Genomic DNA, 12,259 nt, shown 5'->3' with positions numbered 1-12,259 from the left:
GTCGATCGAGGAGTACGGATATGCCGCTGAACCGCCGGAAGTTCCTGGGTACGTCTGCTGTCACGGGTGTGGGGGCGGCGCTGACGGGCGCGGCCGCAGCCCCGGCGGCGCGGGCGGGCGAGTCCGGGAGGGGCGGGCGGCGCGCGAAGCGGTACTCGTTCACGGTGCTCGGCACGACGGATCTGCACGGGAACGTCTTCAACTGGGACTACTTCACGGACAAGGAGTTCGACGACAAGGACCACAACGATGTGGGTCTGGCGAAGATCTCCACGCTGGTGAACCGGATCCGTAAGGAGAAGGGCCGCGGGAACACGCTGCTCATCGACGCGGGCGACACGATTCAGGGCACGCAGCTGTCGTACTACTACGCCAAGGTGGACCCGATCACGGCGAAGCACGGTCCTGTGCATCCGATGGCGCAGGCGATGAACGCGATCGGATATGACGCGGCGGCGCTGGGCAATCACGAGTTCAATTACGGCATACCGGTGCTGCGGAAGTTCGAGGAGCAGTGCGACTTTCCGCTCCTGGGGGCGAACGCGCTGGACGCGAAGACGCAGAAGCCCGCTTTCCCGCCGTACTTCATGAAGCGGCTGCGCACGCCGCACGGCCGTGATGTGAAGGTGGCGGTGCTGGGTCTCACCAATCCGGGGATCGCCATCTGGGACAAGGCGAACGTGCAGGGGAAGATGACGTTCCCGGGTCTCGAGGAGCAGGCGGCGAAGTGGGTGCCGAAGCTGCGGTCGATGGGTGCGGACGTCGTGATCGTGTCGGCGCACTCCGGCTCCAGCGGCACGTCCTCGTACGGTGACCAGTTGCCGTATGTCGAGAACGCGGCGGGCCTGGTGGCGGAGCAGGTGCCGGGGATCGACGCGATTCTGGTGGGGCACGCGCACACGGAGATTCCCGAGTACTTCATGGAGAACAAGAAGACCGGCAAGAAGGTCGTGCTGTCCGAGCCGTTGAAGTGGGGGCAGCGCCTCACGCTGTTCGACTTCGATCTGGTGTGGGCGAAGGGCCGCTGGACGGTCGAGAAGGTCGGGGCGAAGGTCCTGAACTCCAACACGGTGGCCGAGGACAAGAAGGTGACGCGGCTCCTCGCGGACGAGCACAGGAAGGTCGTCGCGTACGTCAACCAGGTGATCGGTACGTCGACGGCGGCGATGAGCACGGCCGAGGGCCCGTACAAGGATGTCGCGATCATCGATCTGATCAACCAGGTGCAGAAGGAGACCGTGGCGGAGGCGCTGAAGGGCGGCGCGTACGCGGCGCTGCCGGTGCTGTCGCAGGCCTCCTGCTTCTCGCGCACGGCGCAGATCCCGGCGGGCGACGTGACGATCAGGGACGCGGCGGGCCTCTACCCCTTCGAGAACACCCTGGAGGCGCGGCTGCTCACGGGTGCGCAGGTCAAGGAGTACCTGGAGTTCTCCGCGCGCTATTACGTGCAGACCCCCGCGGGTGGTCCGGTCGACCCGGCGAAGCTGACGAACGCGGGGAACATCCCGGACTACAACTATGATGCGGTGCTCGGTCTGACGTACGAGATCGACATCGCGAAGCCGGCCGGGTCGCGCATCGTGAAGCTGTCCTTCGAGGGCAAGGAGATCGACCCGAAGGCGGAGTTCGTGCTCGCGGTGAACAACTACCGGGCGAGCGGCGGCGGGAACTTCCCGCACATCGCCGGTGCCAAGCAGCTGTGGGCGAATTCGGAGGAGATCCGGAACACGATCATCAGCTGGGTGAAGGCGAAGGGGACGGTCGACCCGGGCCGGTTCGCGTCGGTGGACTGGAAGCTGACCCGGGACGGTACGCCGGTGTTCTAGAGCCCCAGGCTCGTCAGGTCGACGGTGTCGGCGAGGGCCCGGGCGCCCGCGTCGTTGACGTGGAGGCCGTCGCCGCTGTCGTAGTCGTCGTGGATCCGGTCGGGGTCGGCGGGGTCCGCGACGGCGGCGGCGAAGTCCGCGTAGGTGTCGAAGGGGCTGTCGGTGCCGCGTATCCAGTCGTTGACCTCGCGGGCGACGGCGACGCCTTCCGGGGTGGAGTAGCCCTCGAAGACCGTGTCCTTGTAGGGGCCGACGGTGGTGACGGTCGCGGTGAGGCCAGCGGCGTGGATGCGGTCGGCGAGTGCGGTGAGGCCCGCGATGAGGTCGGCGGCGGTGGGGATGGGCGCCGGGTCGGGGTGGGCCTCCTGGCCGGGGATGCCGAGGTCGTTGAGGCCGAAGTGGATCAGTACGTGGGTGGCGCCGGGGGTGTCGAGGGCGTCGCGGTCGAGGCGGGCGAGGGCGCGTTCGCCGATCTCGTCGGTGAGCAGGCGGTTGGCGGAGAGGCCCTGGTTGACGACCCAGCCGTTGCTTCCCGCGGCGCGGAGGCGGTCGTTGAGCAGGTCGGGGAAGCGGCGGTCGGTGTCGGTGGTGGTGCCGGTGCCTTCGAACCAGGAGTCTCCGAAGGCGACGGCGACGCGGGTGCCCGCGGGAGCGAGGACGTCGGCGCCGCTGATGAAGTGCCGGGTGGCGAGCTCTTCGAGGCCGTCGGTGCCGTCGAGGGTGGATGCGGTGAGGGCGTTGCCGGGGACGGCGTAGCCGGTGCGCAGGGGGACGGCGGAGTAGGTGGAGAGGCCGGTGTCGTCGGGGAGCCAGAGGGTGAGGGCGAGCTCTTCGCCGGCGGTGACGGCTCGCTCGATCGGGTCGCTGACGGCTTCTTCGCCGACGGGGATGGTGAACTCCGCGGCGCCGCCGAGCAGGACCGGTGTGCCGGTGCCGGTTTCGATGCCGCTGCCTTCGGTGCGTCTGGCGAGGTGGGCGCCGCCGATGTGGAGGGGTTCCTTGCCGTAGCGGTTGGTGAGGCGGACGCGGAGGGCGCTGCCGCCGCCGTCGAGGCGGATGACCTGCCGGAGGGTGTGTCCGGCGAACCCACGGAGTTCGAAGAGGTCGATGGTTTCGTGGGGGCTGACGACGGCGGAGCGGAAGGCTGCGGTCCAGGAGGCCGTGGAATCGGTGATCATGATCGTCCGAACCGAGGTGCGGGGGCGGTTATTTCGGCGGACGGCGTTTTTGCACGAAGAAATACGAAGGAATATTCGGAGGTGCCGGGGCGCTTGGGGGCGGACAATTCCGCTCATGAATGAGGAACTTGCCGCTGCTCTTGCCCCGGTGCTCCGTGATCTCGACGCGACGTGTGCGGTGCGTCCGGTGGTCCGGGAGGAGCGGGACGACGGGATCGGTGAGTACGTGGCGCTGTACGCGCCGGACGGTTCGGGTTCGGGGCTCGTGCAGCGGTTCGGTGCGGGTGGGGCGGAGCGGCGGGTGGTTGCCGCGGTCGGCGAACTCGGCGGGCCCGTCGGCTCTTGAGACGGTACTCAGTTCTTGAGGCGTACGAGGTTTCCGCGCTGTTCGCCGATGCGGCCGGTGGTGCCGGTGTGCTGTGCCGGGCCGTGGAGTCCGAAGGTGGTGAACGCGGTGCGGTGCGGCAGTGGGTAGGGGGTGCTGCCGGTGAGGGCGTTGAGGATGGTGGCGCTTCGCCAGGCGGCGAGGCCGAGGTCGGGGGCGCCGACGCCGTGCGTGTGGCGCTCGGCGTTCTGTACGTAGATGTTGCTGCCTGCGCCGGTGATGGACGGGTCCAGGACGAGGCGGTACTGCTCGTCGATGCGGGGGCGGGCGGAGGAGTCCTTGCGGATGTACGGGTCGAGGGCGCCGATGATCTGGTCGAGCGGGCGCTCGCGGTAGCCGGTGGCGAGGACGACGGCGTCGGTGGTGAGGCGGGACCGGGTGCCTTGTTGCAGATGTTCCAGGTGGAGTTCGACGCGGGTGGTGGCGACGCGTCCTGCGGTGCGGACGGAGACGCCGGGGGTGAGGACGGCGTCGGGCCAGCCGCCGTGGAGGGTGCGGCGGTAGAGCTCGTCGTGGATGGCGGCGATGGTGTCGGCGTCGATGCCTTTGTGGAGCTGCCACTGGTGGGGGACGAGACCGTCGCGTACGGCTTCGGGGAGGGCGTGGAAGTAGCGGGTGTAGTCGGGGGTGAAGTGCTCCAGGCCGAGCTTGGAGTACTCCATGGGGGCGAAGGCCTCGGTGCGGGCGAGCCAGTGGATCTTCTCGCGTCCGACGGGGCGGGCGCGGAGCAGGTCGAGGAAGATCTCGGCGCCGGACTGGCCCGAGCCGATGACGGTGATGTGGTCGGCGGTGAGCAGGGTTTCGCGGTGGTCGAGGTAGTCGGCGGAGTGGATGACGGGGACGGTGGGGGCTTCGGCGAGGGGTTTGAGGGGTTCGGGGATGTAGGGGGCGGTGCCGATGCCGAGGGCGATGTTCTTGGAGTAGGTGCGGCCGAGGGCTTCGGCCTCGCCGTCCGTGTCGAGCTGGGTGTAGTCGACTTCGAAGAGGTCGCGTTCGGGGTTCCAGCGGACGGCGTCGATCTGGTGTCCGAAGTGGAGGGTGGGGAGGTTCTCGCTGACCCAGCGGCAGTAGGCGTCGTATTCGGCGCGCTGGATGTGGAAGCGCTCGGCGAAGTAGAAGGGGAAGAGCCGTTCGCGGGTCTTGAGGTAGTTGAGGAAGGACCAGGGGCTGGCGGGGTCGGCGAGGGTGACGAGGTCGGCGAGGAAGGGGACTTGGAGGGCGGCGCCGTCGATGAGGAGCCCGGGGTGCCAGTGGAAGGCGGGGTGTTGTTCGTAGAAGGCGGTGTCGAGGCCGCCGAGGGGGTGGGCGAGGGCGGCGAGGGAGAGGTTGAAGGGGCCGATGCCGATGCCGACGAGGTCGCGGGGGTCTTCGGGGGTGGTGAGCGGCCGGGGGCCGGGGTGGTCGGGTGTGCCGGTCATCGGGGGGTGGTTCCTTCCACGAGCTTGAGGAGCGCGGTGAGGTCTTCGGGCCGGGTGTGCGGGTTGAGGAGGGTGGTCTTGAGCCAGCGGCGCCCGTCGAGGTCGGCGCGGCCGAGTACGGCGGTGCCTTCGGTGAGCAGTCGCCTCCGTACGTGGGCGATGTGGTCGTCGGTGGCGCCCGTGGGGCGGAACAGGACGGTGCTGATGGTGGGGGTGTCGTAGAGCTCGAAGGCGGGGTGGGCCCGGATCCGGTCGGCGAACTCGCCCGCCAGGTCGCAGACTTGGTCGACGAGGACGCCGAGTCCGGTGCGGCCGAGGGTTCTGAGGGTGACGGCGATCTTGAGTACGTCGGGGCGTCGGGTGGTGCGCAGGGAGCGGCCGAGGAGGTCGGGGAGGCCTGCTTCGGTGTCGTCGTCGGCGTTGAGGTAGTCGGCGCGGTGGTCGAGGGCTCGGAGGTCGCGCGGGTCGCGGACGGCGAGGAGTCCCGCGGCGGCGGGTTGCCAGCCCAGTTTGTGCAGGTCGAGGGTGACGGTGTCGGCGCGGTGGAGGCCGTGGAGCCGCTCTCTGCGGGTGTCGCTGAAGAGGAGGCCTCCGCCGTACGCGGCGTCGATGTGGAGGCGGGCGCCGTGGGCGGCGCAGATGTCGGCGATGTCGTCGAGCGGGTCGATGAGGCCGGCGTCGGTGGTGCCTGCGGTGGCGGCGACGAGGTGGGTGCCGGGTGGGCCGCCGAGTGCGGTGAGGGCGGCGTCGAGCGCCGTGGGGTCGAGGATGCCCGCGGGGGCGGGCACGGTGACGGGTTCGGGCAGGCCGAGGAGCCAGGCGGCGCGGGTGAGGGAGTGGTGGGCGTTCTCGCCGGTGAGGAGGCGTACGGGCCCGTGTGGGGCGCCTTCGCGGGCGAGGAGGACGGCGAGCTGGTTCGCCTCGGTGCCGCCGGTGGTGACGAGGGCGTCGCCACCCTCGTAAATCTCGGCGGCGAACGCGTGGGTGACGAGGCCTTCGAGTGCCGTCGCGGCCGGTGCCTGGTCCCAGGAGTCCATGGAGGGGTTGAGGGCGGACGCGGCCAGGTCGGCGGCGACGGCGACGGCGAGGGGCGGACAGTGCAGGTGGGCGGCGCACAGGGGGTCCGCGGGGTCGGCGGCGCCTTCGGTGAGGGCGCGGACGACGGTGCGCAGGGCCGTTTCGGGGTCGGTGCCGTGTTCGGGCAGGACCGGGTCGGCGGCGGCGCGGACGCGGTCGGTGACCGCTCCGGGTCCGCCGGCGGGGAGGGGCCCGCCGCGGGCGGCGGCTCCTTCGCGGAGGGCGTCGAGCGCGGCGGCGAGCAACGGCCGCAGGGCGTCCGGGCCTTGGGCGCCGCCGGCGAGGGGCGGCGGGGTGCGCGAGGTGCTCGGCGTGCTCGGGGTGCTCATCGGAGAGGGAGTCCTTCGGGTGCGCGCGTACAGGGGCACCAGCCTGTACGGCGCGCGGACGGCGCGTCCGAATACCTCGGCGAACCGAACCCGAAAGTGGTACTGCCGTGCGGAGAAAACGTGTGGGGGTGGCCTCGGGTGCTAGAGGGGCCCCAAGGCTGGACGGGACCCCTCCGGCTACCCCGTCAGTCCTGGCGCGTGCTCTGCCGGACGCGCAGGGCCCGCGCCAGGTCGTCGAGTTGGTCGACGAGCTTGCGGCGCAGGGCCGGGGTGGGTTCGGCGTCGCGCAGGCACCGCTCGCCGAGGCGGAGTGTCTCGGCGTCCACGAAGGGCGCGGGGAAGGCGTAGCGGCCCGCGGCTTCGGCCATGGCGGGCCCGCGGCGTGCGGCGAGGGCCACGGCGTCTTCGTAGTAGCGGGGGACGTACTCCCTGACGAGGTCGGCCTGCTCGGGCTGCCAGAAGCCCTGGGCGGTGGCGGTGAAGAGGTAGTTGGACAGGTCGTCGGAGCCGAACATGGCGTCCCAGGCGGCCCGTTTGGCGGCGGCGTCGGGCAGTGCGGCGCGGCAGCGTGCGGCGCCTTCCTGGCCGGTGGCGCTCGGGTCGCGCGCCAGTTCGGCGGCGATGGCGTCCTCGTCGGTCGCGTCGAGGACGGCGAGCCTGGCGAGGATGCGCCAGCGCAACTCGGGGTCGAGTTCGGGGCCGCCGGGCACGGTGCCCTCGGCGAGCCAGGCCTGGAGGGGTGCCTCCTGGGTGGCGACGTCGATGAAGCCGCGGACGGCGGTGAGGCGCAGGCCGGGGTTGGAGCCGTCCTCGGTGCGGCGGATCAGGTCGCGGCAGAGCTCGCCGAGCAGGGCGAGGGCGGCGGGCCGCTGGTCGGGGGTGGTGTAGCGGTCGGCGATGTGGAGGGTGGCGAAGCCGAGGACGCCCTGGACGAGGGCGAGGTCGGTCTCCCCGGGGAGGTGGGTGCGGGCGGCCCGGAGGTAGGTGGTGCCGTCGAGCTCGCCGTCGCGGACCATGTCGCGGAGGCTGTTCCACAGGACGGCGCGGGTGAGGGCGTCGGGGATGCCGGAGAGGCCGCGCAGGGCGGTTTCCTGGGAGTGGTCGTCGAGGCGGATCTTGGCGTAGGTGAGGTCCTGGTCGTTGGGGACGATCAGGGCGGGGCGGCCGCCGTCGCGCGGGGTGTCGGGGCCGGTGGCGGGGACGTCCGTCTCGAAGCGTTCGCGCAGGACGAGGCCGGGGCCGCCCGCGAGGTCGCGGTCGTAGACGCCGACGGCGATGCGGTGGGGACGCCCGCTTTCCCGGCCCCGGCCGCCGTCGCCGTCGACGGTGAGGGTCCACTCGCGTCCGGCGTGGGTGACCTTGGAGGTGAGGGTGTCGACGCCGGTGGTGCGCAGCCAGGCCTCGGCCCAGGCGTGGACGTCGCGGTCGGTGGCGTGGGCGAGGGAGTCGATGAAGTCGGCGAGGGTGGCGTTGCCGAACTTGTGGCGGGCGAAGTGGGTGTTGATGCCGGCGAGGAAGTCCTTCTCGCCGAGCCAGGCGACGAGCTGGCGCAGGGCGCTGGCTCCCTTGGCGTACGAGATGCCGTCGAAGTTGAGCATCGCGGACGCGGTGTCGGGCACGGCGTCGGGGTCGGGGGCGACGGGGTGGGTGGAGGGGCGCTGATCGGCGTCGTATCCCCAGGACTTGCGGGCGACGCCGAAGTCGGTCCAGGGGTCCTTGAAGCGGGTGGCTTCGGCGGTGGTCTGGAAGCCCATGTACTCGGCGAAGGACTCGTTGAGCCAGATGTCGTCCCACCAGCGCAGCGTGACGAGGTCGCCGAACCACATGTGGGCCATCTCGTGGGCGATGACCATGGCGCGGGTCTGCCGCTCGGTGTCGGTGACGGCGGAGCGGTAGACGAACTCGTCGCGGAAGGTGACGAGTCCGGGGTTCTCCATCGCGCCCGCGTTGAATTCGGGGACGAACGCCTGGTCGTAGGAGTCGAAGGGGTAGGGCTCCTCGAACTTCTCGTGGTAGCGGTCGTAGCAGGCGCGGGTGATGTCGAGGATCTCGTCGGCGTCGGCGTCCATGGCGGGGCCGAGGGAGCGGCGGCAGTGGATGCCGAAGGGCAGCCCGCGGTGTTCGGTGCGGACGGAGTGCCAGGGGCCCGCGGCGACGGCGACGAGGTAGGTGGAGATGAGCGGGGTCGCCGCGGCCCGCCAGGTGCCGCCGCCGAGGTGTTCGGTGACGCCGTTGGCGAGGACGGTCCAGCTGTCGGGGGCGGTGACGGTCAGCTCGAAGACGGCCTTCAGGTCGGGCTGGTCGAAGGCGGCGAAGACGCGCTGCACGTCTTCCATGAAGAGCTGGGTGTACGTGTACGTCTCGCCGTCGGTGGGGTCGGTGAAGCGGTGCATGCCCTCGCCGGTGCGGGAGTAGCGCATCGCGGCGTCGACGCGGAGTTCGTGCTCGCCCGCGGTGAGGCCGTCGAGCGCGAGGCGGTTGCCGGTCAGGCCCGCCGGGTCGAGCGGGTGCCCGTCGAGGGTGACGGAGCGCAGCTCGGCGGGCTTGAGCTCGACGAAGGTGGCGCCTTCGGTGCGGGCGCTGAACCGGATGACGGTCCGGGAGTCGAAGGTGTCGTGGGCGGGGTCGGCCGCCCGGGACAGATCGAGCTCGACCGTGTACCGGTGGACGTCGATGAGCTGGGCACGGGTCTGCGCTTCGTCGCGCGTCAGTACGGGCATGGGCCCATGCTGCCCGATGCCGGGAGGATCGGCGTAGGACTCACATCTCAGGCACGCACCGCCGGCCGGACGGGCCTAGGCGGACTTGGCGATCGTCTCGTGGTGGCGGATGACCTCGGCGATGATGAAGTTGAGCAGTTTCTCGGCGAAGGCGGGGTCGAGCTTGGCGTTCTCGGCGAGTTCGCGCAGGCGGGCGATCTGACGGGACTCGCGGCCGGGATCGGCGGGCGGCAGGTGGTGCTGGGCCTTGAGGTGGCCGACCTGCTGGGTGCACTTGAAGCGTTCGGCGAGCATGTGGACGACGGCGGCGTCGATGTTGTCGATGCTGTCGCGCAGCCGGGACAGCTCGGCGCGCACGGCGTCGTCCGGGGCGGTGGCGGGGGCCGGGGCCGGGGCGGGGTGCGTGCCGTTGGTGCTGTTGTCGTCACTGGTGTGGCTGGTGGTCATGGTCCACGAGCCTACGTTGCCGCTCCGGGGCCGCCACCGGCGGAAGAGCGCAAAACGGGTGGGTGGTCGGGGTCGGGTATCCGGTGCGACCAGCCGCCGGGGACGGCCCTTCCCTGCTGGTCGCGGAAGCGGACGGGGGCCATGCCGACGCGGCGGGTGAAAAGGCGTGAAAAGTACGCCGGGTCGTCGTAGCCGACGCGGCGGGCGACGGCGGCGACGGGCAGCTCGGTGGCGGCGAGGAGTTCCTTGGCGCGGCCCAGGCGGATGCCGAGGAGGTAGTCCTTGGGGCTGCAGCCTGCGCCGCGCCGCACGGCGGTGCGCAGCTCGGCGGGGGTCATGCCGTGCCGGGCGGCGTGCTCGGCGACGGACAGGGGCTGGAAGGCGTCGCGGGCGAGGGACTGGAGGACGGGGTCGCCGTCGGGGGCGATGTCGGCGCGGGCGCGGCGGAGCGCGACGAGGAGTTCGTGGACGGCGGCGCCGGTCTCCACTTCGAGGAGGGGGTTGCCGCGGCGGGCCGCGCGGGCGATGCGGGCGACGACGCCGCGGGCGCCCGCGGCGTCGGAGAGCGGTACGACGGGGCGGGTGGGTTCGATGTAGCCGAGTTCGGTGTACGTGGCAGTGGCGGGTCCTGTGAAGTCGACGAAGCACTCGTCCCAGCCGGTGTCGGGGTCGGGTCCGTAGTGGTGGCGTACGCCCGGGGTGAGCCAGATCAGAGCGGGCGCGGTCACGGTGGTGCGGTGTCCGTCGGGGGCGCGGAACCAGCCGCCGCCGGAGCTGATGACGACGGCGACGTGGTGGTCGAGGGTGCGGGGGCCGACGGTGGGCAGCTGCCCGTGCTGAAGGCCGACGCCGAGGCAGGCGAGGCCGAGTCTGTGGTGGGCCGGGCTCGGGGTGAAATACCGCATCCACGTGTGGTACATCCGCTTCCGCCCCTTTCGTACGGGCGCTGGCCCGCTCCTCGCGTCTTCCGTACGGGCGCTGGCCCGCTCCTCGCGTCTTTCGTACGGGCGCGGCCCGCTCCTTGCGTCCAACCGGGCTCGATCTTTGTCCATGGACCCCGTCGCCCGCCAGAGGTGATCGTGGGCGGGACGTGAGCGAGAGGACGCGATGAACGGGTTCAGGGTCGGCGAGGACGATTTCGAGCTGGACGGGCGCCCGGTGCGGCTGCTCTCCGGCGCGCTGCACTACTTCCGGGTGCACGAGGCCCAGTGGGGTCACCGTCTCGCGATGCTGCGGGCGATGGGGCTCAACTGCGTGGAGACGTACGTCCCGTGGAACCTGCACGAGCCGCGCCCGGGCACCTACCGCGACGTGGAGGCGGTGGGCCGCTTCCTGGACGCGGTGCGCGATGCGGGCCTGTGGGGGATCGTCCGGCCCGGCCCCTACATCTGCGCCGAGTGGGAGAACGGCGGTCTGCCGCACTGGCTGACGGGCGCGGTGGGGGCCCGCGCGCGGACCAGGGACGAGGAGTACCTCGGGCATGTGAACCGCTGGTTCCACCGGTTGCTGCCGCAGGTCGTGGCGCGCCAGGAGAGCCGGGGCGGCCCCGTGATCATGGTGCAGGTCGAGAACGAGTACGGCAGTTACGGCTCGGACCACGTGTACCTGCGCCACCTGGCCGACCTGCTCCGCTCCGAGGGCGTACGCGTCCCGCTGTTCACCTCGGACGGCCCCGAGGACCACATGCTGACCGGCGGCTCGATCCCGGGTGTCCTGGCGACCGCCAACTTCGGGTCGGGGGCGCGTGCGGCGTTCGACAAGCTGCGCGCGCACCGCCCCGGGGGGCCGCTGATGTGCATGGAGTTCTGGTGCGGCTGGTTCGACCACTGGGGCGCGGAGCATGTCGTACGGGACGCCGACGACGCGGCGGCGGCGCTGCGCGAGATCCTGGAGTGCGGGGCGTCGGTGAACCTGTACATGGCGCACGGCGGCACGAACTTCGCGGGCTGGGCGGGCGCCAACCGGGGCGGCGGTTCGCTGCACGACGGGGAGCTGCAGCCGGACGTCACGTCGTACGACTACGACGCGCCCGTCGACGAGTCCGGCCGTGCCACGCCGAAGTTCTGGGCGTTCAGGAAGGTCCTCGCCGAGTACGCGGCCGCTCCCCTGCCGGAGCCGCCCCCGCCGCCGCCTTCGCTGGGCGCGCCCGCGTCAGCGGCCCTCCCGGCCTGGTCCTCCCTGGACGCGGTCCTGGACTTCCTGGGCACCCCGGAGTCGGAGCACGCGGTCCCGCCCACCTTCGAGGAGCTGGACGTGGACCGCGGTCTGGTCCGCTACACGGTGACGGTGCCGGGCCCGCGCGAACCGTACCCGCTGAGCGTGCGGGGCCTTCGGGACCGGGCGGTGGTGTATGTCGACGGCGACCGGGCGGGGGTCCTCACGGAGGGCACCCCGACCCTGCTCGCGCCGGTCGCCGGGCACGCGCGCGTGGAGCTGTGGGTGGAGTCGCTCGGCCGGGTCAACTACGGCCCCCGCACGGGCGAGCCGAAGGGCATCACCGGCGGCATCCTGCACGAGCGGCAGTACCTGCACGGGGTGCGCGCGCGGGGGCTGCGTCTGGACGCGTTCGACGTGCCCTCGGCGGTGGGGGCCGTTCCGTCGACGGGGGAGGCGGGCTCGGGACGCCCCGGCCTGTACCGGGGCGTCATCGAGGTCGGCTCCCCCGGCGACGCCTCCCTGGACCTGCCCGGCTGGACACGCGGCTTCGTGTGGGTGAACGGCTTCAACCTGGGCCGCTACTGGTCGGCGGGCCCGCAGACGTCGCTGTACGTGCCCGGTCCTGTGCTCCGGGCGGGGGCGAACGAGGTGTGGGTGCTGGAGTTGGAGGCGGGCGGGGAGCGGGTCGGCCTGGCGTGAGGGGATCCCAGGAGTCCCCTCAC

General features: G+C 71.7%; 9 protein-coding genes. 3 read left to right on the top strand and 6 right to left on the bottom strand.

Annotation, left to right across the window (positions count from 1 at the left end):
- Positions 1–20: 20 nt before the first annotated feature.
- Positions 21–1,826, top strand: a complete 1,806-nt coding sequence (locus tag ACZ56E_RS30155; protein WP_471218939.1) for a bifunctional metallophosphatase/5'-nucleotidase — start codon at positions 21–23, stop codon at positions 1,824–1,826.
- On the opposite strand, the gene ACZ56E_RS30150 is transcribed toward ACZ56E_RS30155, so the two are convergent.
- Positions 1,823–3,004, bottom strand: coding sequence for a GDSL-type esterase/lipase family protein (locus tag ACZ56E_RS30150; RefSeq protein WP_471218937.1), 1,182 nt, complete (start codon positions 3,002–3,004; stop codon positions 1,823–1,825). The two genes, ACZ56E_RS30155 and ACZ56E_RS30150, sit on opposite strands and share 4 nt — an antisense overlap.
- A 115-nt stretch (positions 3,005–3,119) precedes the next feature.
- Here ACZ56E_RS30150 and ACZ56E_RS30145 point away from each other — a divergent pair, with 115 nt between their 5' ends.
- Positions 3,120–3,350, top strand: a complete 231-nt coding sequence (locus ACZ56E_RS30145; RefSeq protein WP_471218935.1) for a hypothetical protein — start codon at positions 3,120–3,122, stop codon at positions 3,348–3,350.
- 8 nt (positions 3,351–3,358) lie between these two features.
- Here the strand turns inward: ACZ56E_RS30145 and ACZ56E_RS30140 are convergent, their stop codons facing one another.
- From ACZ56E_RS30140 to ACZ56E_RS30120, 5 genes are all read right to left on the bottom strand, one after another.
- Entirely contained in the window at positions 3,359–4,807 is a 1,449-nt protein-coding gene (locus ACZ56E_RS30140; protein WP_471218932.1) for a lysine N(6)-hydroxylase/L-ornithine N(5)-oxygenase family protein, read from the bottom strand.
- Positions 4,804–6,213 (bottom strand): pyridoxal phosphate-dependent decarboxylase family protein, encoded by a 1,410-nt coding sequence (locus tag ACZ56E_RS30135; protein WP_471218930.1) that lies wholly within the window; start codon positions 6,211–6,213, stop codon positions 4,804–4,806. The genes ACZ56E_RS30140 and ACZ56E_RS30135 overlap by 4 nt, the downstream gene beginning before the upstream one ends.
- A 185-nt stretch (positions 6,214–6,398) precedes the next feature.
- Positions 6,399–8,933, bottom strand: coding sequence for an aminopeptidase N (gene pepN, locus ACZ56E_RS30130; RefSeq protein ID WP_471218928.1), 2,535 nt, complete (start codon positions 8,931–8,933; stop codon positions 6,399–6,401).
- Positions 8,934–9,008: 75 nt separating this feature from the next.
- A complete protein-coding gene (locus ACZ56E_RS30125; RefSeq protein WP_471218926.1) occupies positions 9,009–9,380 on the bottom strand; it encodes a chorismate mutase in 372 nt (123 codons plus the stop codon).
- 11 nt (positions 9,381–9,391) lie between these two features.
- Positions 9,392–10,300 (bottom strand): helix-turn-helix domain-containing protein, encoded by a 909-nt coding sequence (locus tag ACZ56E_RS30120; RefSeq protein ID WP_468609768.1) that lies wholly within the window; start codon positions 10,298–10,300, stop codon positions 9,392–9,394.
- A gap of 187 nt (positions 10,301–10,487) precedes the next feature.
- On the opposite strand from ACZ56E_RS30120, the gene ACZ56E_RS30115 reads away from it, so the two are divergent.
- On the top strand, positions 10,488–12,236 hold the full coding sequence (locus ACZ56E_RS30115) for a glycoside hydrolase family 35 protein (RefSeq protein WP_471218923.1): 1,749 nt from the start codon (positions 10,488–10,490) through the stop codon (positions 12,234–12,236).
- The last annotated feature ends 23 nt before the right edge of the window (positions 12,237–12,259 follow it).

The organism is Streptomyces sp. NPDC039480 (assembly GCF_055597165.1).
The sequence above is the reverse complement of the archived record's forward strand: the minus strand, read 5'-3'. Positions and strand labels throughout refer to the sequence as shown.

Excerpts from the sequence above, each read along its gene's own strand:
- ACZ56E_RS30135 (WP_471218930.1), bottom strand. The coding sequence starts at position 6,213 with ATGAGCACCCCGAGCACGCCGAGCACCTCGCGCACCCCGCCGCCCCTC.
- ACZ56E_RS30125 (WP_471218926.1), bottom strand. The coding sequence starts at position 9,380 with ATGACCACCAGCCACACCAGTGACGACAACAGCACCAACGGCACGCAC.
- ACZ56E_RS30145 (WP_471218935.1), top strand. The coding sequence starts at position 3,120 with ATGAATGAGGAACTTGCCGCTGCTCTTGCCCCGGTGCTCCGTGATCTC.
- pepN (WP_471218928.1), bottom strand. The coding sequence starts at position 8,933 with ATGCCCGTACTGACGCGCGACGAAGCGCAGACCCGTGCCCAGCTCATC.
- ACZ56E_RS30140 (WP_471218932.1), bottom strand. The coding sequence starts at position 4,807 with ATGACCGGCACACCCGACCACCCCGGCCCCCGGCCGCTCACCACCCCC.
- ACZ56E_RS30115 (WP_471218923.1), top strand. The coding sequence starts at position 10,488 with ATGAACGGGTTCAGGGTCGGCGAGGACGATTTCGAGCTGGACGGGCGC.
- ACZ56E_RS30120 (WP_468609768.1), bottom strand. The coding sequence starts at position 10,300 with ATGTACCACACGTGGATGCGGTATTTCACCCCGAGCCCGGCCCACCAC.
- ACZ56E_RS30150 (WP_471218937.1), bottom strand. The coding sequence starts at position 3,004 with ATGATCACCGATTCCACGGCCTCCTGGACCGCAGCCTTCCGCTCCGCC.
- ACZ56E_RS30155 (WP_471218939.1), top strand. The coding sequence starts at position 21 with ATGCCGCTGAACCGCCGGAAGTTCCTGGGTACGTCTGCTGTCACGGGT.